The organism is Altererythrobacter aquiaggeris (assembly GCF_037154015.1).
GTDB lineage: Bacteria > Pseudomonadota > Alphaproteobacteria > Sphingomonadales > Sphingomonadaceae > Aestuarierythrobacter > Aestuarierythrobacter aquiaggeris.
Map to the genome: position 1 here is coordinate 548503 of NZ_JBANRL010000001.1, position 23962 is coordinate 572464.

Sequence of the window (23962 nt, forward strand, 5' to 3'; positions counted from 1 at the left end):
ACTATAGTCGGGATTGCGATTCAAGAAGTTCTGGCTCGACCACCTTTATCTTGCCTCTATTCGAAGCAATCGCACCGCTGGCCTTCAGCTTCTTTATAATCTGATTAATGTAAACCGGCGTCATGCCGACCGACGATGCCAGATCGATCTGCGTCACGCCGATCCAGTCACCCGCCCGAGTCGCGCCGCCCGATCTGGTCATCAATTTGTGCAGCTGGGCGAGCATGAACGACACACGCTCTTCTCCCTGCCGGCACATGATGTTGCTCAGATGCGATTGGGTGCGCTCCAGAACCAGTCCCAGCTCCTGTTGCAGACCGAAGTGGTATTCGGGATTTGCGCGCAGAATCCGGTCCAGCGATTGCTGCGATATCACATGCGCGCTGACATCCGTGAGACACTCTGCCGAATAGGCCAGCTTTCTGGATTCGCCCAGGGTCGGTAGCAGAAGCGAGGGTGGGAACAGAAAGTCATAAATCTGGCGATGGTCGTTTATGCATCTGTGCGTGATCGCGACAATCCCGTCTTCGATAAGATAGACCTGCCCACCGGCTTTGCCCTGATGCAGAATAAATTCGGATCGGGAGAAAGTCAGCGGGACACCCTCGTCACGGATGCACTCCCGAAGTTTTACCGCCGGATCGAACTTTCCGTCAACGACCTGGCTTTGCTCAAACCGTGACTTCGTATCTGCTTTGACATTCTCGGCAAACATGATCGTCCCCAAAAATAATGTGTCCCCTTACCTCGGCTGTCGCGGGGTCCCGAATTGAACTCGACACACGAAGCGCCCATAAGCGCCTCTATTTCATGCTTAATTACGTGTGGCTATGATATATAACAACGGCGCGTCATTTCGTAGAAAAAAATTCTTTCTATCGGATTTATGACCGAATATTGTCCGGCCATAAAACTGTGTTGTTTCAAATCCCGTTATACATTAAAATATTATAACTTCATATTACATTCTGAAATCCGGGTTGTGAAAGCGGATTGCAAATTTATGCATTTTAGCTTGCAACCGATTCGAAATATTAACTATACTTGTTAACCCGGTACCGATTTTATATATTGGATGGGCTTAATTCATTTAAAATTGAAAGCGGGGCGCTTAAATCCTGGCGCTGTATTGTGACACATCTGCGAGTTCCTATTGCACAACCGTAATAATCGGCATGAAGCTGTCGCAAATACAGCGGGATTGGTTCAAATGCAGTTATCCGATCCGCCGCAACACCCGGCGCAGCAATGCAGATCGCTTCGGGCGGGCCCGGCTATTATGGCAGGCCGCCATTCTTATTGCTTCAGTTTTGAAACAGCCCGGGTATCAATCGGGTGCGCCGGGGATGACGCCCGCTCCCACGCCGTCCAGCTGGCTGATATCGACAACCTGAAGCTTATGCCGCGATACAAGGTCCTCGATATCCTCGAGGCGAGCCATCTCGCCATCGTCACGCATGATCGAACAGATCACCGCTGCTTCTCCGGCTCCCGCCAGACGGCACAGCTCGATTGATGCTTCGGCGGCTGCCGGGCGGGCCCTGACGCCGCCATCTGCGATGATCAGCGGGAAGACGTGTCCGGGGGAAACAAGATCGCTGTCGTCTGAGCCGGGATCGACCGCCACCCTGACGGTGTGCGCCCTGTCTGCTGCCGAAATGCCGGTGGTGACCCCGGTTGCAGCCTCGATCGAACGACCGTGCGGGCGGCCCGATTGCTGTCGCCGGCGCGTGTTTATCAGTTCGATACCCATATGCGCCGCGCGATCCGGGGTGAGAGTGAGGCAGATCAGCCCGCGTCCATGCGTTGCCAGAAAGTTGATCGCTTCAGGAGTGATGTGACAGGCCGCGATGCAAAAATCGATGTCGCCGCCGCGCAGCCGGTCGCCCGTGATGATGATGATGCGCCCTTCGGATAGCGCATCAAGCGCAGGTTGCAGCCCGGCCATCATGCACTCGTATCGAGCGAGGCGAGCGCGCGGGCGCCGCGGAAGGTCTGGCGGCCGACCATTTCGAGTTGGAGCCGGGCGCGGTCATCAAGACATTCGCCGTCGGGCGAGAACAAGCCGTGATAAGTGCGGATGGTGGCACCCATGGGCGTCGGCCAGCCGCGAAGCGCATGCACGATGTTGCGTATCGTCAGCAGCGTGCTCATCGTAGCCTGATCGCCGTAGGCCGTGGCAATCAGCCCCGCCGCGCGGCCATCGAGATAGGGGCGTTCGTCCTTCGCAAGGTCTTCCAGATAATCCAGCGCATTTTTGACCAACCCCGAAATCGTGCCGTGATAGCCAGGTGCAGCAACGATCACGCCATGCGACCGGCGCACCGCCTCGACCAGTTCGGTGCCGCTACCGGCCTCGTATCCTGTACCCCGATAATGTGGCAGGGTACTCAGGTACTCGCCGCCGAATAGCGAAACTTCGGCGCCTTCCGCTTCGGCCTGTGCAGCGGCGAGGCGAAGCGCCTGTTCGGTAGTACTGCCCGGATTTACCGTCCCGCCGATCCCCACGATCCTGATTGTCATGCGAAATCCTTTTGTGTGCCAAACGCTGTCAGGCGCCGGCTTTTTTCGGTCGAAAAGCGCAGACCGCGATTGGTCCAGCGCCACATTACATTATCGGCGTTCCTGCCCAATCCCCGCGCGGAACGCCCGCGATGTTGGGCCGATAGTCGCCCCGGGCGCAGGATCGGCCAGCCGCAGGCGTCATGGGCATGCTGAAGCCGGCCGGCCCGGCAGCCGGGGCCGATTCCGGTGACAGGATCCGCTGCACCAAATACAACGGGATTATCGACGGGGGCAGCAGGCAGATCGGTCATGTCAGAATTGCAGCGGGCCGTGTTCCATCCGGGGCAGGACATGGCGGGCAAACAGATCCGCCTCCGCCGTGTGCGGATAACCTGACAGGATGAAGGCTTCGATACCCTCGGCCTGATAGGCGCGCAGCTTGGCCAGCACCTGATCCGGATTGCCGACGATCGCTGCGCCGCAGCCGGACCGTGCCCGGCCGATCCCGGTCCACAGATTATCCTCGACGAAACCGTCACCGCCTGCCGCACCGCGCAATTCCTGCTGGCGCTGGACACCGTAATTCTTCGCATCGAGCGACTTTTCGCGAATCGCGCGGCCGGCCTCATCATCGAGCTTGGAAAGCAGCCGGTCGGCATAGGCACGCGCTTCCTCTTCGGTGTCGCGCACGATCACGTGGGCGCGGTAACCGAATTTGAGATTACGTCCGTGGTTCGCCGCGCGCCTGGTCAGATCGGCGATGTTTTCGCGAACCTTGTCCATTGTGTCGGGCCACATCAGATAGACATCCGCCGCTTCGGCCGCACATTCGCGTGCTTCATCGCTAAGGCCGCCGAAATAGAACGGCGGACATTTGCCGTTCAGGGTCGTGATCCGGGGCGGATCGAGTTTGAGCTGGTAGAATTCACCGTCGAAATCGAGCGGTTCGCCGTTCAGCAGCGTGCGGACGATCTTCATTATCTCCGTGCCGCGGCGATAGCGCGGGCCGCTCTCCATTGCCTGGCCCGGCATATCCGATGAAATGACGTTGACGTTGAGCCTCCCGCCGGTACCCGCAGCGTCCGGGCCCAGAATGCGGTCGAGCGTGGCGATGCGGCGCGCCAGCTGCGGCGGCCAGTCTTCCCCCATGCGGGTCGCCCAAAGCAGCTTCATACGGTTGAGATAGGGCGCCACGGCGGCGGCGAAAATGGTCGTATCGACGCCCAGCTGATAGCCCGAGGGGAGCAGGATGTTGTCGAACCCGCCCTCTTCGGCGCGCAGCACCAGGTTGCGGCAATGCTCCCAGCTTGACGCAAGTTGCGGATCGGGCACGCCGAGAAACTCGTAATCGTCATCGCAAAGCGCGGAAAACCACGCGATTTCGCATTGTTGTGTCATGGCAGTCGTTCTCCTCTCGCGGCGACCAACACCGCGTACCAGTTCTGGCGGGTCCAGCGCATCGCCAGAGCCTGCGTTGCTTCGGCTATCCGCTCGGCATTTTGCGAACCCGTGATCGGGATTATTCCGGCGGGATGCGCCATCAGCCAGCCATAGGCGGCAACTGAACGGCTGACACCGTGTTCGTCAGCGACGCGGTCAAGCTCGGCGGCGACGGCTTTGTCGCGCTCGCTCTCGGGCGACAAGAGGCGGCCACCCCCCAGAGGCGACCACGCCAGCGGGGTGATACCCAGCCGCATGGCCTGGTCCAGTTCACCGTTCTCGAAACAGTCGATCCGCAGGGGGCTGATCTCGGGCTGGGTCGCCGCCAGCGGCAGGTCGAGGAAATGCGCCAGTGCTTCGGTCTGCGCCTGCGTGAAGTTCGACACGCCTATGCTTCGTATCTTGCCCGCTTCGACCGCATCTTCCAAGGTGCGAGCGACTTCTTGCGGGTGCGCAAGGATATCGGGCCGGTGGATATGATAGAGGTCGATCATCCCGGTCCTGAGCCGCCGCAGCGATGCGTCGATCGCACCGGAGAGATAATCCGCCGACTGGTCATAAGGAAGCGGCGGCATGATCCCGCCCTTGCTCGCCAGCACCATCTTTTCGCGCAGGCCGGGTTCTGCCGCCATGACTTCACCCAGAAGCGTCTCTGCATCGCCGAACCCGCCGTCCCCATCAAAGCCGTAAATGTCCGCAGTGTCCAGCAGGGTAATTCCGGCGCCAAGTGCGGCGTGCACCAGCGTCGCGGCTTCGGCAGCGGTGCGCCCGTTTTCGGCCAGCCGCCACATGCCCCAGGCAAGCGGGCTGACGTCGATGTCGCTCGAGCCGAGACGCCGAGATGCGGGTGGCAGTGGCAAGGTTTTCATTCGTATCCCTTCGGTGGCGCGACAGAAGCGCGCTCAATAAGCAGGTGGGGCAGGCGCTGGTGCTTGATATCGCCGTGTGAAACAAGGATTTCAGTGGCAGTGCGGGCCAGTTCGGCCATTGGCTGTTTGATCGTGGTGAGCGGCGGATAGACCGTACGCGCCAGCGGTGTATCGTCAAAGCCGGCCACCGACAGGTCGCGCGGAACATTGATGCCGCGCTCGTGCGCTATTGCCAGAACACCGGCGGCCATATCGTCATTGGAAGCAAAAATGGCGGTGGGGGGTTTTGGCAAGTCGAGCAGCTCGCCGCCAGCGCGGATCCCGCTCTCGACGTCAAATTCGCCATTATGCACCAGTCCCGGTTCGAATGCGATTCCCGCCCGGTCAAGCGCCCGGCGATAGCCGAACAGGCGTTCGTCGCTGGCCATGTGGCTGGCGTGCCCCTTGATAAAACCGATGTGGCGGTGACCCTTGTTGATCAACAGGCTGGTCATGTCATCGGCAGCCTGAGCGTCGTCCATGAAGACCGAGCTGGTCAGCGCGTGGCTGGTGCCGGGCGAGATACGGACGAAAGGAATGTCCAGCTTATCCAACATGGCCAGCACCGGCTCGCAATCCGTTACGGGGCTGGACAAGATTATTCCATCAACATGGGTTTCCATGACCAAGCCGCGTACCTGTCCGGCAACATCGGGATCTTCGACATCGACCGGCTGGGCGATCAGACGAATGCCCTGCGCCTTGCACGCCTCCCAGCAGCCGGTCTGGATCTGGAACATGTAGTAGGGGCTGTGATTATCGTAAATCAACGCAACCTGGTTCGATTTGGCGCCAGACAGGATTCGCGCCGCCATATTGGGGCGAAAGTCCAGATCCTTCATTGCGCGTTCGATCTTCTCGCGGGTTTCGGTGCGGACATAAGGGTGGCCGTTCAGCAGGCGACTGACGGTTTTTACCGCCACACCCGCGCGCTCGGCCACGTCTCTGATGTTCGATCGGCCGCTCATTATCCGGTCACCCCGGCAAGCCCGGCGAACAGCGATGCATGATCGCCGTCCAGGCGATAGAACACCGGCGGCGCACCGATAGGGGCGTCAATCATGTGCGTTCCGGGCGCGAAGTCTTCACCGCTCCAGCAATGCCGCCAGGATGTGTCACCCGGCAGCACGACCTGACGGGTTGCCGCGCCTTCTTCGATAACAGGTGCGACCATCAGTTCGGGACCGTAGAAATACTGGTCCTGCACTGCAAACACTGCCGCGTCTCCGGGAAATTCGAGGAACAGCGGGCGTTGCAGCGGCAGGCCGGTTTGCGCAGCCTCGGCGACCAGACCGCGGACGTAGGGCGCCAGGTGGGCGTGTACCCGGCTCCAGCGGGCGAAGCAGGCCAGCAGCCGGGGCGTGCTGTCGTACTGCAGGTTGTCGCCGGGACGGTTGCCCTCGTGACTACGCATGACCGGTGCAAAGGCGGCCAGTTCGCACCACCGCATCATCAGTTCCTCCGTTCGGACATTGCCATGCAGCGAGGTGTAGCCGCCGCAGTCCGAATGGCTGTAGGCATTACCGATCAATCCTGCGGAAAGAGCTGCGGTGATGACGGTGCCGATCCCGTCATGACGGGTGAAGTCGACACACTGGTCGCCCGCCCACAGCAGCGGACAATATGCCTGCACGCCGGAAAACCCAGCACGCATGAAAAACACCGCTTCGCCTGTTTTACCCCGGCTGGCGACAGCCCGCGCGTTTACTTCGGCCCATTGCACCGGATAACGGTTGTGGGCGTCCACCGGATCGGAACCGTCGGCAAGCCGCAGGTCGGTGGGCAAGTACTCCCCGAAATCGGCCATCCAGCCCGCGATGCCATTGTCGAGCATCTCGCGCGCGATGATCCGTTCGGCAAACCACTCGCGCGTTTGTTCGCGAGTGAAGTCGAGGATTCCGCAATCGAACTCACCGAAATCGACAAGGTAGGGATCGTCGCTGTACAGCTGGCGGCAGAAATGCCCGCCGGCTTCCGCTTCCGCATACAGTTCGCCATCGATTGCGAGATACGGATTCACATAGGCGAGAAAGCGGATACCCCGGTTGGCCAGCGCTGTGATGCGCGCTTCAAGTTGCGGGAAACGCTCCGCGCTTCGTAGTCCCAGATGCCAGTCCCAGAACAATCGCCGCCCAAAGCTGGTTTGCCGGATGCCGGCCCAGTCTTCGCACCACAAGCCGGAGATCGCGGCCCCCGCCTCGATATAGCGGTCGAGCCGGTCGAAACTGCTCGCGCCCGATTTGAGCCCGACAATCGCGCCGCCGGTAATCCAGTCAGGCAGCCGCGGCTGCCGGCCAAACCGGCTGGATAGCTGCGCGACCAGTTCCCTGGGCGCATCCGCTTTGAAAAACTCGAACCTCGCGCTGCTGCGCCACACTTCGACCGTGTGCTGCGCAGGGTCGGTAAAGTCGAGCACACTGTAGCAGCTCTCGCAAAGATGCGCCGCGAGCCACCGCGAGGTGAGGAATGTCGGCTGCGGATAATTGGTGTTCCAATAGTCGCCGCCGGCCATGCCCTCGTCGTCCATCAGCCGGGTAAGTTCGGTCGATTTGTCGCGCCCGACGCCCGGTTCGCTGGTCCACATCGGGAACCTGCGACCATTGAGCGCAAGGTAACTCATCTGCTCCCCGCCGCCCCACACAGTTTCGCCCGGCTCGGCGTACAGCCGCACGGTGATACGATCATTCAGCGGTTCGATTGCGGTTACCGTAAGCGAGTTGCCGGTCCAGACGAGGCGCGCTGCCACGGCGTTTTCTTCCAGCAATTCAACTCCGCCCTCAATCTCCCGCCAGCCGGTCGGCGTTGAGACGATGCGAGGGCTGTCCGAGATTGAAAAATTGCCGCGAACCATCGCTATATGAGGGTTCCCGCGCGCTATGACCACCGCAGGACACAATTGGGTATGGCGCAGCACCAGGCAATCGCCGAAATACAGCTCGAATCCGTCCGGAATGTCAGAAAGGGCCAGTTGCATGGCTCGAATTCTCTCCCTGCCATAGATTCTTGCCCCATCTGGCATCAGCAATCAAGTGCGATATGACAACGCTTGACATAAGCGAATCGCGGGCGCATTTTCGGCCGTATGCGTAGGCACGCCCGCGGTTTAACAAGCGGAGCGGCGGCGCTCGGATGACTAGGGAGAAAATTATGAGAGATTTGCGGAACCGCGCCGTGCGCGCCTTGGCCATGTCCACCAGTGCATTTGGTCTTCTCGCTTCCACAGCCGCTACTGCCCAAGACGCAGACGAAGCAAGGGATGGCGGGATCGAGGTCATCGTGGTGACAGCGCAGAAAGTCGCCGAGGACGTGCAAGACGTGCCTATTTCGATCACTGCGGTGACCGCGGACCGGCTCGAACAGACCGGCACCACCAGCCTTGAGGGGCTGACCCAGCTGGTCCCGTCGGTCACCTTCCGTAAAGGAACCACCAGTGCCAACAGCGCAATCGTGATGCGCGGCGTGGGCACGATCACTTTCTCGATTGCAGCGGAGCCCAGCGTATCGACCGTGGTCGATGGCGTTGTCCTGAGCCGTTCTGGGCAGGCCTTCATGGATCTTGTCGATGCAGAACGGCTCGAAGTTTTGCGCGGACCACAAGGCACGCTGTTTGGCAAGAACGCCAGCGCCGGCCTGGTCAATATCGTCTCGAAAGGCGGGACCGACGAATTTGAAGGCACCGTCCGTGCCGATTTGTTCGAAGGTGACGAATACCGTCTTCGCGGTTCTTTCTCCGGGCCGCTCGGGGCCAACCTTTCGGGCCGTGTCACCGGCTTTTACGGTAGTTATGACGGAAACATCCGCAACATAGCCACCGGCGAGGACGTCAATGGTTACGAGCATTACGGCGCACGCGGCCTGCTGGACTACGATGGTGGCGGGGCAAGACTGCGTTTCATAGCCGACTATTTCAAAGCCGATGACGATTGCTGTGCGGATGTAACCACGGTCAGCCGCGGCGCGACGCTCGATGCGGAGCTTGGCCTGCCGGGCGGCGTAGCGCAGGGACTCGACCAGCGGTTCGTCAACCACAACCTCGTCACCCGTACAAAAGACAACCAGTGGAGCCTGACGGCGTCGGGCGATTTCGATGTTTTTGAAGGCCACACTCTCAGCCTGATCGCGGGTTATCGCAACTGGGAAAACCGTGAAATCCGCGAAGGTGATTTTCTGCCCCGCGCCATCGTCGGCACCGCGCAGCTGCATGACGAAGGGACGGTCGAAACCCAGCAATATTCGCTTGAAGCGCGTCTGGCTTCAGATCAGGCAAAACCGTTCTTCTACCAAGTCGGCGCATTTTACTGGAAATCGGACAACCAGCAGATGTTCACCCGCCGTGACATCACCTGCGCCAGTTCGACTTCCGCAATAGACCCGGTCAGCGGCGCGCGCCCATGCAACGTGGCCGATACCGTCAACACGCTGTTCCCGACTGCAACGTCGGACAGCGATGTCGATTCCAATAACTTCGCGCTGTTCGGGCAGGCCACATATCGCTTCAGCGAAATGTTCTCGCTCACGGGCGGGCTGAGATACACCTGGGACGATCTCGACTTCGTCCACATTCGCGCACCGGGGGTCAATGCCACCACCGGGCTTCCGGCCACCGGGCCAGGCGTTTCGGGTAACCCTGCAGGCGGCACCATCGCCGCTGGCGGAAACGGCACCAACACCTCTGCCGGATCGAGCAGCAACGGCAATCTTTCGGGCAAGGCCGTGTTGCAGTTCACGCCGACCGATGATGTGATGCTCTACGGCAGCTTCACCCGGGGCTACAAGGGCCCGGCGTTCAACGTGTTCTTCAACCACACAGCCCCCACAAATGCAATTCCGATCGACGAGGAAATTTCCGACGCTTTCGAGATCGGTCTCAAGTCGCAATTCGCGGACAACCGGGTCCAGATAAACCTGGCGGCGTTTTCGGCGGAATATGACGGGTTCCAGGCAAACAACTTCGTCTTGCTGAATGGCGCAACCGTGACCAACCTGACGAATGCCGGGAAGGTCAAGACCGAAGGCTTCGAAGCCGACTTGCTCGTGGTTCCGGTGGACGGGCTGACACTGCGTTCAAGCGCCGCTTATGCTGATGCCCGTGTCGTCGCGTTCAACCGCGTGGGTGCGAACCAGCCACCGGTTGCTGACGGTACGCAGTTACCGCTCGCCCCCAAATTCGTTTACACCCTGGGGGCAGGTTACGAAACTGATCTTGGGCCTGTCATGCTTTACGTGGATACGGACTTCCGTCACGTCAGCCGGCAGTTTTCGGACCTGAACGAAGTCGGTTTGATCGAGCCTTACGCCATGTGGAATGCCTCGATTGGCGTTTCCGATCCGGCAGACAAGTATCGTCTGACATTCGTCGTCCGCAATCTTACTGACGAACGCTACGCACTGCTCAACATCGGCAACGGTCAGCGTCTGCAAATCCCGCGCGATGCGGATCGCTACGCCGGGGTGTCGCTGCGGGCTGGCTTCTGATGGCTGCGAAGTCCATTCGCAGATGTTAGCCACGATCAGGGCCGCCGGTGAAACACGGCGGCCCTTTCCGTTTTAATCCAACCCGTTCATTGCCGGAGCCGATCATGGCTGGTTCGCCGCAACACATTTCGACCAGGCTGCGCTGGGCCCTGTTCACGACCCTGTGCATCGCGGGTGTCTTCAACGCGATGGACCGACCGATTATTGCCATCCTGAAGCCGGATATGATGGCGGACTTCGGCTGGACCGATACCGACTTTGGCGATCTTGCCGCCGTCACACAATTTTCCGCCGCCTTTGCATTCCTGTTCACCGGCTGGCTGGTCGATCGGCTGGGGGTGCACCGCTCGATGCAACTGGGAGCATCGGCGTGGAGCTTCGCAGCAGTTGCACATGGCTGGGCTGTCACAACAGCGCAAGTGGTCGCTGCCCGTGTGGGCCTTGGGGTAACCGAGGCCGTGCAAACCCCGCTGACGATCAAAACGGTGGCCACGCTGTTCGAGCCTAACCGGCGTTCGCTCGCATTCGGCTTTGCCACGCTGCTGGCGGGTGCCGGGACAATTGCAATGCCGTTTGTGATCCCGGCGCTGGCGCTGACGTTCGGCTGGCGGGGTGCGCTTGTTCTTGGCGGCATTGGCGGCTTCATATCGCTTGCGGCCTGGATGTGGCTGGCGCGCGGTCTGTCGCAATTGCGGCAGGCAACAACTGGGCCCGGCGGTGTCACGGCGGCCGGCGATGGCGACGCCTATGGCAATTTTCTTACCAATCGGCAGACCTGGGCGATTGTGATCGCCAAGGCGCTGTCGGATATGACCTGGTGGTTCATCAATTTCTGGTTGGCAGATTACTACCGCAAGGAATTCGGCCTTTCGACACTGGAACTGGCAGTGCCGCTGGCAATTGCCTTTGCCGGTTCCGGTCTTGGCGCGCTGCTCGCCGGATGGGTCTCTACGCGTCTGCTTGAACAGGGCTGGCCGGTGAATCGCGTACGCAAGGGCGTGATGCTGGTTTCAGCCCTGATTGTTGTGCCGCTTCCGCTTGTTCTTGGCATCAATTCCTTCTGGCCGGTGGCAATAATGATGGGTGTGGTGATGGCCGGGCATCAGGGATTCTCGCTCTCTATTTTCGCGACAATTACGGATGTAGTGCCCAACGCAAAAGTCGGCCGGGTTACTGCCTTTGGAGCATTTATGGGGAATATGGGCGGCGTTGCGATCAGTCTGATCGCCGGGCGCGTGCTGGATGCGGGCTTCGGCTTCCTGCCCTTGTTTATCTTCGCGTCGATGTCTTACCTGGTGGCGCTGGCCTGGTTACAACTGATGATGCCGCAAATCCGCCGAATTGAAGCCGCCTAGAGGTCGGCATATTGCCGCATGCGGCTGAATGGACGGGTGTAATTTCCTCCAGGTGACGGTTAGGGCAAACCGGCGCCTCAAAACCCGAACCGGTTTGACAGACAAGCCAGATCGCAGCAGCGGATTGCGCGGCTTCCGCGGGACTGACACGCCACCGGCGCGGCGTCACGCGCAATCGCGGGACACTCAAAAAACACAACAATATCAATAAAAATGGTGGAGGAGACGGAGGGATTCGAACCCTCGATAGGATTTACTCCTATGGTTCCTTAGCAGGGAACTGGTTTCAGCCACTCACCCACGTCTCCGGACACCGAGCTTGTGACGGCTGGCGCGATATAGCGAGCACTGTAGCCATCGGCAACCGCCTTATATGCGAAGTGGCCAATTGTTTCGCCCGTCTGATTGCTGGCTTCAATTCACACGCCCGCTGAAGGACAGGGGTCCGGCGTGCATTGGACTCGGTTCGCCGCAAAAGCGACTCGACTGGTCGCCGGTTCATTGCCGCTTCACGCGTGAAGGATTCTTCTGGAAACGCAAAAGTCCGTTTGGACGGGAGGGATAGAAATGAAACTGTTTGCAAGAGGTCGCCGTGCCGCGATCGGAGTGGCCGCAACGCTCGCATTCTGCCTGGGCGCCGCGCCGCTTGGCGCTCAATCGATCGAAACTATCGATCCCGATGCTGCGATTGACGGCGATCTGGCGGAACAGCCCGGCGATCAGCCGGTGTATGGCGAGGTGCCCCGTCCGGCAGATCGCGTGTCAGCAGGGCAGGATGGCAACCCGGCGACGGTGGGCCAGTGGGGTGATGTGCTTGCCCCTGAATGGTCGGAACCCGTGGTTACATCGGACGACGCTTCGGAGGCGGCCTCGCAAGCTGCGGCCAATCCTGAAGTGGCTGCGGCGCAAAGCGGCACTTACAAGCAGGATGACCTGATCGGCGCGGCCGAGGGTGTGTTTGGCAAGGGTGCCGAAGGTCTGGCGCGGTTGATCGAAGACCTGCTTGCCAAGCAGGGCGAACCCAACGCCTATATTGTCGGCCGCGAAGGCGGGGGCGCGTTTGTGGTGGGGGTGCGTTACGGCTCCGGCACCATGTATCACAAGATCGAGGGGGAACGGCCGGTATACTGGACGGGCCCGTCGATCGGGTTCGATGCCGGCGCCAATGCGGCCAACACCTTTGTGCTGGTGTATAATCTTTATGACAGCGAAGATCTCTACAAGCGCTATCCCGCTGGCGAGGGCCAAGCCTATGCCATCGGGGGCCTTACGGCGAGCTATATGCGCCGCGGCGATGTAGTGCTCATCCCGATCCGCGTCGGCGCGGGTTTGCGGCTTGGCATCAATGCCGGTTATATGAAGTTTTCCAAGAAACAGCGCTGGCTACCTTTCTGAACCTGCCGGGCGCGGATGCATTCACACGCATAGCCCCGGACAGTGCAGATTGCGGGTTGATAGACCACCCGCACGGCTGCATGAGGTTCGAATGCTTGACCGTCTCTCTCCCCAGTCGCCGGATGCGCTGCTTGCGCTGATCAAAATGTATGCTGCCGATGACCGGCCGGACAAGGTTGACCTTGGTGTGGGCGTATATCGCACCGGGCAGGGCGGAACACCCGTGTTTGGCGCGATCAAGGGTGCGGAGGAACTTTTGCTCAAGGAGCAGGATAGTAAATCCTATCTCGGCCCCGAAGGCGATATGGGTTTCGTCCACGCACTGATGCCGTATATTTTCGGCGCTGACCCGTCGCGCGGCGGCCGTATCGAAGGGATGCAGACACCCGGCGGAACAGGCGCTGTCAGGCTGGCGCTATCGCTGGTGCAAAAGGCTGGCTGCACAAGGGTTCATATGGGTGTTCCCAGCTGGCCCAACCACGCACAGATTCTGGCTGACCTGGGTCTTGATCTTGCGCCGTTCAATCATGTGACGGCTGACGGTCTGGCCGATATGGATGCATTACGCCAGGCGATTGACGCCGCTGCAAAAACCCGCGGCGACACGGTCCTGCTGCACGGTTGCTGCCACAATCCGACCGGCGTCGATTACACAAATGACCAATGGGACGAAATCGCTGCATTGCTGGCCGAGACGGGTGTCTTGCCGATTATCGACCTCGCTTATCACGGGCTGGGTCACGGGCTTGAGGAAGACGCCTACGGGCTGCGCGCAGTGCAGGCCGCGGTTCCCGAGGCGCTGATCGCATATAGCTGCGACAAGAATTTCGGGCTTTACCGTGACCGCGTCGGGGCATTGTATGTCATGGCGCAGGATGCTGCGGCCATCGAACTGGTGCTGTCGAATGCCAACTCTCTGGCCCGTTCAAACTGGTCGATGCCGCCTGATCACGGTGCGGCTGCGGTTCGGCTGGCGCTGGGCGATAGTGGCCTGAAAGAAAGCTGGCTGGACGAATTGGCGACCATGCGGGCAAGATTGCGGCAGGTGCGTGAACGTCTGGCGTCTGCGGGAACCGCGGGATCCGTTGATTTGACCCCGCTTGGCAAACAAAACGGCATGTTCGCGACGCTGGCGGTAAGCAAGGAACAGGTCCGGCAGATGCGCGATGATCACGCGGTTTACATGGCGGGGTCGGGCCGGATAAACGTGGCAGGGCTAACGATGGACAACATCGACAAGTTCATCAGCGCATTGGCTGACGTTACGGGTTAGGGTGCGGGCTTCAACTGCTGCATCCGGTGCAGGTAACGGGCGACCGTATCAATTTCCAGATTGACCTGATTGCCTTGCGACAGACTGCCAAGTGTGGTCACTTCCCAGGTGTGCGGGATGATGTTGAGCGTAAAGTCGCACGACCCGTCGGCTCTGTCCGTGACGTCATTGACCGTCAGCGATACGCCGTTGACCGTGACTGATCCCTTGGGCGCAAGATAGGCCGCCAGTTCGCGCGGTGCACGGATGGTCAGCTTGTGCGAGCCGCCGGCATCCTCAAGCGAGACAAGTGTTCCAACAGCGTCAACATGGCCGGTTACTATGTGACCGCCCAGTTCATCACCCAGTTTGAGCGCCGTTTCGAGATTGAGCAGCTGCCCCGCTTCCCACATTCCGGCTACCGAACATGAGATAGTCTCGTCCGAGACATCCACGGCGAACCAGCCATTACCTGCTTCGCCGCCGCGTTCGACAATCGTCAGGCAAATCCCCGAACACGCAATGGATGCGCCGATATCCATGTCCGCCGGGTCAAACGGGCAGCTGATCCTGACGCGCAGATCGCCGCGTTTGCCAGCTGTGTCGATCGTGCCAATGGCAGTGATAATTCCTGTAAACATCAGCAGCGCTCATAGGCTTCGAACAGGTCGATGCCAAGCTGCCGCCTGTCGGTCATCCGCCATCGGCCATGCGCATCGGCAAGGTTAGCCACGCCGATGCCGGCGACGGCATCCAGACCCGCACCTGCGATGATGGGCGCGCGGTAGATATGCAGCGTATCGACAAGGTCGCTTTGAAGGAAAGCCGCAGCAGCACTGCTGCCACCCTCGACATACAGGTACTGGACACCCACCATCTCTGTAATTGCCGCGGGGGAACTCAGGCGGCCCCAGCTTTCGGGCGCCGCGCTGCGCGACAGCACCCATCGCTGCGGACTGGTGCCTTGATGGCCCGGCAAACGCACATCGAGCCGCGGATTATCGTTTCTAAGAGTTGCGCCGCCAACCACAATCGCATCGTGCCGCGAACGCTGCACGTGCACGTGATTTCTGGCCGTTTCGCCTGTTATCCACTTGCTCGAACCATTCGCCAGGGCGATTTTGCCATCGAGCGACATGGCCAGTTTCAGCGTAACTGACGGTCTGCCGGTGGTCTTGTATTTCAAATAGCCCGCCAGGCTGGCCAGCGCAGGTGCCGATGCGGCGACTTCAGCCGCGATGCCGGCATTTCGCAATAATTTAATGCCCTGGCCGGATGTGCGAGGGTCGGGATCGAGCATCCCGCAAATCACGCGCGACACACCGGACTGCGCGATGATGTCCGAACAGGTTGGTCCGCGCTGCGACCGATGCGCGCAAGGTTCGAGCGTAGTGTACAAAGTTGCCCCGCGGGCGGCGCTGCCTGCCTGCTGCAATGCCGCCGCCTCTGCATGGGGCCGGCCGCCAGCCATGGTCCAGCCGCGTCCGATCACGCAGCCGCGCTTTACTATGATTGCGCCAACTGCCGGGTTTGGTGCGCTGCCCGGCCGCCCGCGCTCGCCCAATCGCGCAGCAGCGGCAAGCCAGCTCTGGTCTTCATTCGGTCTGGACAATTGCGCTGCCTTCTTGCGGCGCACCGGGTGCGAGGCGTTCCGCGCGTTGGTTTTCGATACGGTCTTCAATCGCGTCAACATCCATTCCGCTGGCTCTGCCCAGCGCCCGATACATTTCTTTCCTGGCTTTGAGCGATTCTTCCATCATCGCAGCACGTTCGTCTTTCAACCGCTGGTTTTCGATGTTTGAAGCCAGAATTTCGGCGTCGGTCCGGTCGTCAGCCCAGCTGGTGATATAGGTCACTTCGGGCAATACGGGTGGGCCCTTAGCCCCTTCATATGTGAAGACGGAAAATATGGTAAAGGTCAGCGCTACCGACACCGCCAGAATGCGCCAGCGATAGGGATTGGGCCGGGAGAACTCCGAAATGAAGTCTTCGACGCCCGGCTTTGGATTGAAACGTTTGAGGAAACCCATAACGGGCAAGATAGTGCGGTCCGCGGATAATTGCCAGCGTTAGCGAAGCCTTCGCGGGTCAGTTATATTGTACACGGATCGGGATCCTGCCGCGCAGATTCCCGCCTATGGGGCTGTCGGTTTTCAACTTGCCAGTAAACTGGAACTCCAGTTCCCCGTTACCATCGAGATATCCGACCAGCGGCATATCTGTTTGCAGTTCGGATAACTGGGCTTCTGCCCCTGCGCCATCGGTCATGATGATGCTGGCGGGAAGTTCGATGCGGATGGCCGTGTTGGGCACACCGGTTATGCGGGCTTTCCCTTGAAACGCCATTCCTCCAAGATCACCGATCCCGCCGGTGGTGCGTTTTTCGCCGGTTTTCAGATCGAGCACGACCTGACCAACACCGTCGCCGATCAAAACCAGCCGGCCGAAATCGAGATTGCTTTCGATGTCCAGATTAACCGGGCGGCAATCCTTTTTCTGATTAGGCTTGTCGCGCCCGTTACCGACGCCGCGGCACGCCGGCGGGAGGTCGCAGTTCGTGCATATCCCTTGCGCTGCGACCGGGACAGACGGTGCAAGCGTGAGCGGCAGGGCGGCCGCTAACAGGGAAAAAAAGTGGCGGAACATGGCTCGATTATCACGCTTTAAGGTTAACGAACCCTAAAGCCAGGCCGCGCTGCCTAGCCAAACGCCGCGTAGAGCGATCGCCCATGTGCTTTCAGCCAGCGGTCGGCAGCACTCAGGTCATCTGCGTAAATTGCCGCGAGCATTTGGTAGAAGGCGGGGCTGTGATCGAAATGAACCAGATGGGCCACCTCGTGCGCCACGACGGAGCGGCGGACGCAATCCGGCGCCTGTATCAGCCGCCAGTTGATCCGGATGGTTCCGTCGCTGGCACAGCTGCCCCACCGTCGCTGCGCGCGCGACAGGCGTACGCTTGGGACCTCGGCCCCGGCATTCTGGCAATATTCGGCCAGGTCTCCGCGAATATGGCGCAGCGCCTGTTTTTCCAGCCACCGGCCGATGCGCGGTGCAAGGTTGTCTATCGGCCCGCCAACAGTCAGCCGGTCATTTGCGAGGACCGGCCGCCGTGCCGCTTCAGCTTGCCAGACAACCGATACTTTCGCGCCGCGATATTCGAACGTGCTGCCGGGGCCGATCTTCAATGCCGGCGGCACTTTGACAAGCTGCTGGTCCAGCCAATCGCGCCGGCTTTCGGCGAATGCAATGGCTTCTGCCGTTCGGCCCCACTGCGGCAAGGTTACGCGCACTTCCGAACCATCGGGCGCCAGCCGCAACGTCATGCGTGATGCACGCGCATGGCGCCTGACCGCAATTGGCAGCAGATGTCCACCGACTTCGATCCGCGGGTCCTGGCGCGACCGAGTGAGCCATTCGATCATGCTTTGCCCGCCTCGAAATCCGACCATTCGACGATGTGGTGATCGAGCGGTCCGGCGTCGTTTTCGCTGATAACGCGGCCCGCAACCGAAACCCCTGCCGCCACTGCAGCCAGCGGGTCACCGGTCAACAGCGGGTGCCAGTCAGGTATGGGCAATCCGTCCGCCCGGCGGCGATAAGCGCAGCTGGACGGCAGCCAGGTCGCCTGATCGACATTGCGTATCGTCAGCCGCAAGCAATCGGGCACATAAGCCCTCCGTTGGCGATAATTCGAACATTCGGCGGTGCGGGTGTCGAGCAGTTTGCAGGCCACGTTCGTTTCGGCAATTTCGCCGGTGTCGCCGTCTTCGATCTTGTGCAGGCAGCAGCGCCCGCAGCCGTCGCACAGCGCCTCCCATTCGGCACGGCTGAGATCTGCCAGGGGTAGCTCCCAGAATGTATCTCTCAACTGGTCCACTTGGCAATCTCGTCGGCGATATCCTGCGGCGTCAGATCGACCGGCAAGGTGGCCAGCGGTGAGCCGTCACGGTCCATCAAATAGGCGATATTGGAATGATCCATCAGATAGCCGCCGCCCTCTGAGGTTTCACCGCGGGAATAAAACACCTTGAATGCGTCTGCTGCAGCCTTGATCTGCTCCGGCGTGCCGGTCAGGCCCAGCAAGTCAGGGGAAAATGCCGCCGTGAATTCACCCACCACTTGCTGTGTATCGCGTTCGGGATCGATCGTGATAAACATCGGCTGGACCTGTTCGGCCAGCCCCGGCTCGGCTTTCGCAAACAGCGCGTAACCCTGCGCCAGCCGCTGGACATCCGTCGGGCAGATGTCGGGGCAATAGGCATATCCGAAATAGACTATCCGGTATTTTCCGGCAAAATCCGACCATTGGACGGTGCCGCCGGCGCTGTTGGTCAGCGTGAATGGTCCGCCAATCGATGCACCGGCAAGCGGAGGCTCCTGCGCAGGAGCGGGAGCGGATGCAGAACAGGAAGCCAGCGCCAACGCGGCCAGAACAGGAAATATCGTGTTTGTCATAGCGCGCCGGTTAATGCTCTGCTAACTGGCAAGCCGCAAGTGGTCAGGTCATTCTGATGATAATTTCGGGGATCAAATCCGTGTTTCGTGCCGGTCGTAAGCTCATAGTCTCAGGTGCTTTAATCGTTGTAACGCTGACTGCAGCGTTGCCTGCCGCTGCCCAGAGTTTTTCCGATAGCTACAAATTTCTGAAGGCAGTGCGGGAAAAAGACGGCAGCATCGTTTCGGAAATGGCGGCCCAGCCCGGAAGCATGATTGTGAATACACGCGACGCCACCACCCTCGATACTGCATTGCATATCGTGGCCGAACGCGGCGATACCGTGTGGGTGCGCTATTTTCTGCAGAAAGGCGCGCGTGTCGATGTCCGAAACAAGCGGGGGGAGACGCCGTTAATCCTCGCGGTGAACGGCAATCATGTCGAAAGTGTGAGGGAACTGATCGCCGCGGGCGCAAATATCGACGAAGGCAATGTGACGGGCGAAACGCCCTTGATTGCGGCAATCCTGCGCCGTGATACGGTGATGATCCGTGCCCTGCTGGAAGGCGGAGCCAATCCGGACAGAAGCGATAATTCGGGCCGTTCGGCGCGTGATTATGCGATGCTCGATGGTGCGCGCGGGATCGCAAGTACTGAAATCGAACGGTTTGAAGCCTCAAGCACCGGCGAAGCGGAGCAGCCGACTTATGGCCCTGAATTCTGATTTGATCGAGCCCGGCGATATGACGCTGGATGAATTGCGGCTGTTTTTGGCGCCCGACATTGCCGATGCCGCGGTATTCGACGGTTGGACGGGCGAAGCGGTGGACGCGGCTGCCGCCGCTGCCGGCGTCGATGCGTCGGTTGCGCGGCTGGCGTTCAAAGGCGGTGCAATGGACATGATTGCTGCGTGGATCGGAAGTGTCGATCAGGCGATGGTCGAAGCGCTGCCCGCCGAACGGCTTGCGGAAATGAAGGTACGCGAGCGCATTCGGGCCCTCGTCCAGTTTCGGCTAGATGCGATTGACGGGCGGGACGAGGCGCTGCGCCGCGCAATGTCGATCATGGCCATGCCGCAAAATGGTGCGCGTTCGCTTCAACTGGGCTGGAACAGTGCCGACCTGATGTGGCGGCTCGCGGGCGATACCGCGACCGATTACAATCATTATTCGAAACGCGTGATACTGGCGGGCATTTACAGCGCGACACTGGCGCACTTTGTGCAGGACGAAAGCGACAATAAATCGGCCACCAGCGCATTTTTGGAGCGCCGGATCGACGGAGTCATGCAGTTCGAGAAGGTGAAAGCAAAGCTGCTGAAACCTGGCGTAGAACGGTTCAGCATTACGCGTTTTCTAGGCCGGATGCGCTACCCCGCGCGATAGCCAGTTCCTATTGCGAATTAGTTGCAATTAGCCGTTGGTTCTGGCAGCGGAGCAGCATGACACTCGATACAATCAGCTCCGGTCAGCGCGCGCGAATCGTTGCGGTGGATTGGGACGTGCTCGCGCCTGACGAAGGTCGGCGGCTCAAGGCTCTGGGGATTGACGAAGGTGCGGAAATCGCCATCGCGCATCGCGGTGTTTTTGCCGGAAAGGATCCGATCGCGCTGATAATCGGGCGCATGACTGTGGCGATCCGCCGCGTCCATGCGCGGGCGATGACGGTGGAGGCGCTATGACCGGAATCCGCACCGCAGCGCTTGTCGGAAATCCCAACGCGGGTAAAAGCGCGCTGTTCAATGCATTGACCGGCGCGCGCCAGAAAATTGCCAATTATCCCGGCGTGACGGTCGAACGGAAAGTCGGGCGCGTTACGCTGCCGGGCGGCGAAATTGCCGAACTGATCGACCTGCCGGGCAGTTACAGTTTCGACACGACCAGCCCCGATGAAGAGGTCACCCGCAAGGTTGTTCACGGCGAATTCCCCGGCGAAGTAACCCCCGAAGTCATCATAATCGTTCTCGATGCGGCCAATCTGGAACAGCATCTGGTTTTCGCACAGGAGGTCATCGAGCTCGGCCGCCCGACAATCGCCGCGCTCAACATGGTCGATCTGGCGGAACGGGACGGATTGGTAATCGATCCGGCCGCGCTGGAGCAAGCGCTTGGCATTCCGGTGGTTCCGACTGTCGCGGTGCGCAAGCGCGGCCTGACGCAGTTGCTGGCGGCGCTGGACCGGGCAGAAGCCAGCGCCGAAGTCGAAGTCCCGCACCCCAGACCGCATTTGACGCTGCCGGAACGCCGGCTTTCCGCGCGCAATATCGCCAAGGCGGCAATTCTATCGGAAAGCGGCAAACACCGGCTGCACGCCGGACTCGACAGATTTCTGCTCAATCCGTGGCTCGGGCCGATCTTCCTGTTCGGCCTGCTGTTCGTCATTTTTCAAGCCGTTTTTGCTTGGGCGACACCTTTCGCCGATGCTTTGGAGGCCATTATCGGCGGGCTATCGGGCTGGGTTATGGCGGTGATGCCCGGCAGCATTGTGCGCGACTTTGTTACAGAGGGTGTGCTGGCCGGCGTGGGCTCGGTCGTCGTGTTCCTCCCCCAGATCGTCATCCTGTTTGCTTTTATACTGACGATGGAAGCGACCGGATATATGGCGCGCGCGGCCTTTTTGATGGACCGGCTGATGGCAAGCGTGGGTCTGTCGGGTCGCAGTTTCATTCCGCTCCTGTCCAGCTTCGCCTGCGCGATCCCGGGCATCATGGCGACGCGCAGCATTGCCGATCCGAAAGACCGGCTCACCACCATTCTCATCGCGCCGCTGATGACCTGTTCGGCGCGGCTTCCGGTATATGCAGTGATTATTGCAGCGTTCATTCCCGCCCGCAGTGTCGGCCCCGGAATCGGGCTTCAGGGGCTGGTCCTGTTTGCGCTTTATATCGCGGGCATCGCCGGGGCGATGGTGGTCGCGCTTGTTCTGCGCAGCACGGTGACAAAAGGTGCCGCGAGCGGGTTTATTATGGAATTGCCGCGCTACCAGATGCCGCGGCTGCGTGATCTGCTGATCGGCCTGTGGCAGCGCGCATGGGTATTCCTTCGGCGTGCGGGCACGATCATTTTTGCCGCTACAGTCATTTTGTGGGTCCTGCTCACTTTTCCCAAAGCGGACGCAGGTGAAAGCCAGCTTGACGCTTCGATTGCCGGCAAGGTCGCGACCGGACTGGCTGTGGTCGTGGAACCCATCGGATTCAACCGGGAGATCGCGTTGGCGCTCATCCCGGCGATGGCTGCACGCGAGGTGGCCGTATCCGCGCTGGCCACGACTTATGCGGTCGATGCCGATGATGAGGAGGAGGAAGCGTTGGCCCTGTCCGAAAGGCTGGGTGCCCGCTGGAGTTTGCCAACCGCGCTCGCATTTCTCGCATGGTTTGTATTTGCACCGCAGTGCCTTTCGACAATTGCTGTGACACGGCGCGAGACGAACGGTTGGAAATGGCCGATCTTCATGCTGGGTTATCTGTTCGCGATGGCCTATGTATTTGCCGGCATCACTTTCTGGACGGCGACATCACTGGGGCTTTAGCCACAGCAAAACGGGCGGGTCATCTGGCTTCGCAGCGGGTGATTGGCTAGCTTACCGATCAACAGATTCGAGAGGAAATTCCAATGGCGGGCAGCCTGAATAAAGTGATGATTATCGGCAATCTGGGGGCAGACCCGGAAGTGCGCAGCTTTCAGAACGGCGGCAAGGTCTGCAATCTTCGCATCGCGACCAGCGAACAGTGGAAAGACAAGAACAGCGGTGAACGGCAGGAACGCACCGAATGGCACACTGTCGCTATTTTCAGCGAAGGGTTGGTCTCGGTTGCCGAACGTTTTTTGCGGAAGGGCAGCAAAGTCTATGTCGAAGGCCAGTTGCAAACCCGCAAATGGCAGGACCAGTCGGGCAATGACCGTTATTCGACCGAAATCGTTTTGCGCGGCTTCAATGGCACGCTGACGATGCTTGACGGGCCCGGCGGACAAGGCGGTGGCCAGGGCGCCGGGCAAGGTGGAGCCGGCTATCAGAGCGGCGGCGGTTCTGGTGGAGGCCCGGGTGGAGGACAAGGTGGAGGCTGGAACCAGGGCGGCGACAATGCCGGCGGATTGGGCGGAAACGGCGGCGGCAGCAGCATCGGCGACGATCTGGACGATGATATTCCGTTTTAACCGACCACGGGCGGGCTTTGCCTTCTTTGATATGGCCCATGGACAAACGGGACCTGATGACAGGGGGTGGGCGCGGCGCCCACCCCGCGCGCCCTACATTCCGTCAAGACCCTTGCTGACGAGAATATTAACCGAAACCCTGCGGTTTTGCGCTTTGCCCGCCGCAGTATTGTTGTCAGCCAGCGGGTCGGCCTCGGCCATGCCGGTCGGGGTCAGCATACGCCATGGTTTCCAGCGACATTCCTGCTGAAGGAAGTTTACCACCCGGCCGGCGCGCCTTTCGCTGAGAACCTGATTATATTCCTGGCTACCAACCGAATCGGTATAGCCGACGACCAGCAGAAGGGCGTTGTCCATCGCATCGGCCTGTGCTGCCGCGGCACACAGTTCGGTTTCGGCTTGCGGTGATAGTTTCCACTTTCCGGTGTCATAATAAACGTTGGTGGTGCCTTTGATATTGTACTTGTCGATATCACCCACACGGCCGCGTAACGCTTCGGTTGCTGCTGCATTCTGTTCGATCGCAGCACCCTGTTCGGCGAAGCGTTGCGAAGTCCCGTTGCGGATCATTGCAGCGGTTTGGAAATCATCGTTCTTGAACCTGATCTGGCTAGCTACTAATCCGCCACCCCACCGAACGGTTTCGACCGTGACAGGCAAACCGTTTAGCAGCGCATCAGCGTTCAGCACGTCACGCCCAAGCCCGAACAGCCCCTTTTTGGCTCTGATCTGGGTACCCTCGCTGATGCTCACCACAGTGTTGGACCCATCGCTGGTGGTAACCTGCATGGCCTCGCCAGTGCGGGCGGTAATTATGCCTTCGATTTCCGGGCCTGCGGCCAGACCGCTCAGGTCAGCAGGCGGGGTGCCGTACACTGTTGTCATGACTTCGTCGCCGGCAATATTCTGGTCCTGCGCAGCAAGACTGCCCGATACCGGCAAAGCCAGCATCGCCAGCACGATCAGGCCTTTTGACCCTTTGGAAGCGTTGTGCATTATCCTACTCCTTCGTAATTGTCTCGACAGGCCAAGCGCGCCCGAGG

24 protein-coding genes and 1 tRNA gene are annotated in these 23962 nt (G+C 60.1%); 9 read left to right on the forward strand and 16 right to left on the reverse strand.

Features of this window, described 5'->3' with window-relative positions; all coding sequences use genetic code 11:
* Nucleotide 1: 1 nt before the first annotated feature.
* The 7 genes from WFP06_RS02645 to WFP06_RS02675 all read right to left on the reverse strand — a co-directional run bounded on the left by WFP06_RS02645 (nucleotide 2) and on the right by WFP06_RS02675 (nucleotide 7827).
* Nucleotides 2-715, reverse strand: a complete 714-nt coding sequence (locus tag WFP06_RS02645) for a Crp/Fnr family transcriptional regulator (RefSeq protein ID WP_336985701.1) — start codon at nucleotides 713-715, stop codon at nucleotides 2-4.
* Nucleotides 716-1327: 612 nt separating this feature from the next.
* The gene (locus WFP06_RS02650; protein WP_336985702.1) at nucleotides 1328-1951 is read right to left on the reverse strand and encodes a 3,4-dihydroxy-2-butanone-4-phosphate synthase; all 624 of its coding nucleotides are present in this window, start codon (nucleotides 1949-1951) and stop codon (nucleotides 1328-1330) included.
* On the reverse strand, nucleotides 1948-2523 hold the full coding sequence (locus tag WFP06_RS02655; protein WP_336985703.1) for an NADPH-dependent FMN reductase: 576 nt from the start codon (nucleotides 2521-2523) through the stop codon (nucleotides 1948-1950). Before WFP06_RS02655 ends, WFP06_RS02650 begins: the two co-directional genes overlap by 4 nt.
* A 294-nt stretch (nucleotides 2524-2817) precedes the next feature.
* Nucleotides 2818-3903, reverse strand: coding sequence for an LLM class flavin-dependent oxidoreductase (locus WFP06_RS02660; protein WP_336985704.1), 1086 nt, complete (start codon nucleotides 3901-3903; stop codon nucleotides 2818-2820).
* Entirely contained in the window at nucleotides 3900-4814 is a 915-nt protein-coding gene (locus WFP06_RS02665) for an aldo/keto reductase (protein WP_336985705.1), read from the reverse strand. The genes WFP06_RS02660 and WFP06_RS02665 overlap by 4 nt, the downstream gene beginning before the upstream one ends.
* A complete protein-coding gene (locus tag WFP06_RS02670; RefSeq protein WP_336985706.1) occupies nucleotides 4811-5821 on the reverse strand; it encodes a LacI family DNA-binding transcriptional regulator in 1011 nt (336 codons plus the stop codon). Before WFP06_RS02670 ends, WFP06_RS02665 begins: the two co-directional genes overlap by 4 nt.
* Complete coding sequence (locus WFP06_RS02675; RefSeq protein WP_336985707.1) at nucleotides 5821-7827, reverse strand: alpha-glucosidase; 2007 nt, start codon at nucleotides 7825-7827, stop codon at nucleotides 5821-5823. Before WFP06_RS02675 ends, WFP06_RS02670 begins: the two co-directional genes overlap by 1 nt.
* Nucleotides 7828-8000: 173 nt before the next feature.
* On the opposite strand from WFP06_RS02675, the gene WFP06_RS02680 reads away from it, so the two are divergent.
* Together WFP06_RS02680 and WFP06_RS02685 are read left to right on the forward strand one after the other, a co-directional pair.
* On the forward strand, nucleotides 8001-10328 hold the full coding sequence (locus WFP06_RS02680) for a TonB-dependent receptor (RefSeq protein WP_336985708.1): 2328 nt from the start codon (nucleotides 8001-8003) through the stop codon (nucleotides 10326-10328).
* Nucleotides 10329-10432: 104 nt separating this feature from the next.
* Nucleotides 10433-11683 carry an MFS transporter gene (locus WFP06_RS02685; RefSeq protein ID WP_336985709.1) on the forward strand — a complete coding sequence of 417 codons (1251 nt, stop codon included), beginning with the start codon at nucleotides 10433-10435 and terminating at the stop codon, nucleotides 11681-11683.
* A 217-nt stretch (nucleotides 11684-11900) separates the two neighbouring features.
* Here the strand turns inward: WFP06_RS02685 and WFP06_RS02690 are convergent.
* Nucleotides 11901-11991 (reverse strand) — tRNA-Ser (locus WFP06_RS02690).
* A gap of 259 nt (nucleotides 11992-12250) precedes the next feature.
* Here WFP06_RS02690 and WFP06_RS02695 point away from each other — a divergent pair.
* Nucleotides 12251-13078 carry a DUF1134 domain-containing protein gene (locus WFP06_RS02695; RefSeq protein WP_336985710.1) on the forward strand — a complete coding sequence of 276 codons (828 nt, stop codon included), beginning with the start codon at nucleotides 12251-12253 and terminating at the stop codon, nucleotides 13076-13078.
* Nucleotides 13079-13169: 91 nt separating this feature from the next.
* Entirely contained in the window at nucleotides 13170-14351 is a 1182-nt protein-coding gene (locus WFP06_RS02700; RefSeq protein ID WP_336985711.1) for an amino acid aminotransferase, read from the forward strand.
* Here WFP06_RS02700 and WFP06_RS02705 read toward each other — a convergent pair.
* The 7 genes from WFP06_RS02705 to WFP06_RS02735 are packed head-to-tail and all read right to left on the reverse strand — an operon-like array spanning nucleotide 14348 to nucleotide 18785.
* On the reverse strand, nucleotides 14348-14971 hold the full coding sequence (locus tag WFP06_RS02705) for a riboflavin synthase (RefSeq protein WP_336985712.1): 624 nt from the start codon (nucleotides 14969-14971) through the stop codon (nucleotides 14348-14350). The genes WFP06_RS02700 and WFP06_RS02705 overlap by 4 nt on opposite strands.
* Nucleotides 14971-15942 carry a bifunctional diaminohydroxyphosphoribosylaminopyrimidine deaminase/5-amino-6-(5-phosphoribosylamino)uracil reductase RibD gene (gene ribD / locus WFP06_RS02710; protein WP_336985713.1) on the reverse strand — a complete coding sequence of 324 codons (972 nt, stop codon included), beginning with the start codon at nucleotides 15940-15942 and terminating at the stop codon, nucleotides 14971-14973. The genes WFP06_RS02705 and ribD overlap by 1 nt, the downstream gene beginning before the upstream one ends.
* On the reverse strand, nucleotides 15926-16360 hold the full coding sequence (locus tag WFP06_RS02715; protein WP_336985714.1) for a hypothetical protein: 435 nt from the start codon (nucleotides 16358-16360) through the stop codon (nucleotides 15926-15928). The genes ribD and WFP06_RS02715 overlap by 17 nt, the downstream gene beginning before the upstream one ends.
* A 58-nt stretch (nucleotides 16361-16418) precedes the next feature.
* Nucleotides 16419-16976, reverse strand: a complete 558-nt coding sequence (locus WFP06_RS02720; protein WP_336985715.1) for a DUF4402 domain-containing protein — start codon at nucleotides 16974-16976, stop codon at nucleotides 16419-16421.
* A 53-nt stretch (nucleotides 16977-17029) separates the two neighbouring features.
* Complete coding sequence (locus tag WFP06_RS02725) at nucleotides 17030-17752, reverse strand: M48 family metallopeptidase (protein WP_336985716.1); 723 nt, start codon at nucleotides 17750-17752, stop codon at nucleotides 17030-17032.
* Nucleotides 17749-18207: a YcgN family cysteine cluster protein gene (locus tag WFP06_RS02730; protein WP_336985717.1), complete on the reverse strand. Its 459-nt coding sequence runs from the start codon at nucleotides 18205-18207 to the stop codon at nucleotides 17749-17751. The genes WFP06_RS02725 and WFP06_RS02730 overlap by 4 nt, the downstream gene beginning before the upstream one ends.
* Nucleotides 18195-18785, reverse strand: a complete 591-nt coding sequence (locus WFP06_RS02735) for an SCO family protein (RefSeq protein ID WP_336985718.1) — start codon at nucleotides 18783-18785, stop codon at nucleotides 18195-18197. The genes WFP06_RS02730 and WFP06_RS02735 overlap by 13 nt, the downstream gene beginning before the upstream one ends.
* An 80-nt stretch (nucleotides 18786-18865) precedes the next feature.
* Between WFP06_RS02735 and WFP06_RS02740 the strand changes: the two genes are divergently transcribed.
* From WFP06_RS02740 to ssb, 5 genes are all read left to right on the forward strand, one after another.
* Nucleotides 18866-19489 carry an ankyrin repeat domain-containing protein gene (locus tag WFP06_RS02740; RefSeq protein WP_336985719.1) on the forward strand — a complete coding sequence of 208 codons (624 nt, stop codon included), beginning with the start codon at nucleotides 18866-18868 and terminating at the stop codon, nucleotides 19487-19489.
* Complete coding sequence (locus WFP06_RS02745; protein ID WP_336985720.1) at nucleotides 19473-20150, forward strand: COQ9 family protein; 678 nt, start codon at nucleotides 19473-19475, stop codon at nucleotides 20148-20150. Before WFP06_RS02740 ends, WFP06_RS02745 begins: the two co-directional genes overlap by 17 nt.
* Nucleotides 20151-20206: 56 nt before the next feature.
* Nucleotides 20207-20446 (forward strand): FeoA family protein, encoded by a 240-nt coding sequence (locus tag WFP06_RS02750; protein WP_336985721.1) that lies wholly within the window; start codon nucleotides 20207-20209, stop codon nucleotides 20444-20446.
* The gene (gene feoB / locus WFP06_RS02755; RefSeq protein WP_336985722.1) at nucleotides 20443-22293 is read left to right on the forward strand and encodes a ferrous iron transporter B; all 1851 of its coding nucleotides are present in this window, start codon (nucleotides 20443-20445) and stop codon (nucleotides 22291-22293) included. Before WFP06_RS02750 ends, feoB begins: the two co-directional genes overlap by 4 nt.
* Before the next feature lie 83 nt (nucleotides 22294-22376).
* On the forward strand, nucleotides 22377-22919 hold the full coding sequence (gene ssb / locus WFP06_RS02760) for a single-stranded DNA-binding protein (protein WP_336985723.1): 543 nt from the start codon (nucleotides 22377-22379) through the stop codon (nucleotides 22917-22919).
* A gap of 93 nt (nucleotides 22920-23012) precedes the next feature.
* On the opposite strand, the gene WFP06_RS02765 is transcribed toward ssb, so the two are convergent.
* Nucleotides 23013-23915, reverse strand: a complete 903-nt coding sequence (locus tag WFP06_RS02765; RefSeq protein ID WP_336985724.1) for an OmpA family protein — start codon at nucleotides 23913-23915, stop codon at nucleotides 23013-23015.
* Nucleotides 23916-23962 lie beyond the last annotated feature (47 nt).

Bases quoted from the DNA above. Each gene is read 5' to 3' on its own strand.
- WFP06_RS02655 (WP_336985703.1), bottom strand. From the start codon at position 2,523: ATGACAATCAGGATCGTGGGGATCGGCGGGACGGTAAATCCGGGCAGT.
- WFP06_RS02660 (WP_336985704.1), bottom strand. From the start codon at position 3,903: ATGACACAACAATGCGAAATCGCGTGGTTTTCCGCGCTTTGCGATGAC.
- WFP06_RS02675 (WP_336985707.1), bottom strand. From the start codon at position 7,827: ATGCAACTGGCCCTTTCTGACATTCCGGACGGATTCGAGCTGTATTTC.
- WFP06_RS02765 (WP_336985724.1), bottom strand. From the start codon at position 23,915: ATGCACAACGCTTCCAAAGGGTCAAAAGGCCTGATCGTGCTGGCGATG.
- WFP06_RS02725 (WP_336985716.1), bottom strand. From the start codon at position 17,752: ATGATCGAATGGCTCACTCGGTCGCGCCAGGACCCGCGGATCGAAGTC.
- WFP06_RS02750 (WP_336985721.1), top strand. From the start codon at position 20,207: ATGACACTCGATACAATCAGCTCCGGTCAGCGCGCGCGAATCGTTGCG.
- WFP06_RS02745 (WP_336985720.1), top strand. From the start codon at position 19,473: ATGGCCCTGAATTCTGATTTGATCGAGCCCGGCGATATGACGCTGGAT.
- WFP06_RS02705 (WP_336985712.1), bottom strand. From the start codon at position 14,971: ATGTTTACAGGAATTATCACTGCCATTGGCACGATCGACACAGCTGGC.
- feoB (WP_336985722.1), top strand. From the start codon at position 20,443: ATGACCGGAATCCGCACCGCAGCGCTTGTCGGAAATCCCAACGCGGGT.
- WFP06_RS02695 (WP_336985710.1), top strand. From the start codon at position 12,251: ATGAAACTGTTTGCAAGAGGTCGCCGTGCCGCGATCGGAGTGGCCGCA.
- WFP06_RS02700 (WP_336985711.1), top strand. From the start codon at position 13,170: ATGCTTGACCGTCTCTCTCCCCAGTCGCCGGATGCGCTGCTTGCGCTG.
- WFP06_RS02680 (WP_336985708.1), top strand. From the start codon at position 8,001: ATGAGAGATTTGCGGAACCGCGCCGTGCGCGCCTTGGCCATGTCCACC.
- WFP06_RS02735 (WP_336985718.1), bottom strand. From the start codon at position 18,785: ATGACAAACACGATATTTCCTGTTCTGGCCGCGTTGGCGCTGGCTTCC.
- WFP06_RS02645 (WP_336985701.1), bottom strand. From the start codon at position 715: ATGTTTGCCGAGAATGTCAAAGCAGATACGAAGTCACGGTTTGAGCAA.
- WFP06_RS02720 (WP_336985715.1), bottom strand. From the start codon at position 16,976: ATGTTCCGCCACTTTTTTTCCCTGTTAGCGGCCGCCCTGCCGCTCACG.
- WFP06_RS02650 (WP_336985702.1), bottom strand. From the start codon at position 1,951: ATGATGGCCGGGCTGCAACCTGCGCTTGATGCGCTATCCGAAGGGCGC.
- ssb (WP_336985723.1), top strand. From the start codon at position 22,377: ATGGCGGGCAGCCTGAATAAAGTGATGATTATCGGCAATCTGGGGGCA.
- WFP06_RS02685 (WP_336985709.1), top strand. From the start codon at position 10,433: ATGGCTGGTTCGCCGCAACACATTTCGACCAGGCTGCGCTGGGCCCTG.
- WFP06_RS02665 (WP_336985705.1), bottom strand. From the start codon at position 4,814: ATGAAAACCTTGCCACTGCCACCCGCATCTCGGCGTCTCGGCTCGAGC.
- WFP06_RS02670 (WP_336985706.1), bottom strand. From the start codon at position 5,821: ATGAGCGGCCGATCGAACATCAGAGACGTGGCCGAGCGCGCGGGTGTG.
- WFP06_RS02715 (WP_336985714.1), bottom strand. From the start codon at position 16,360: ATGGGTTTCCTCAAACGTTTCAATCCAAAGCCGGGCGTCGAAGACTTC.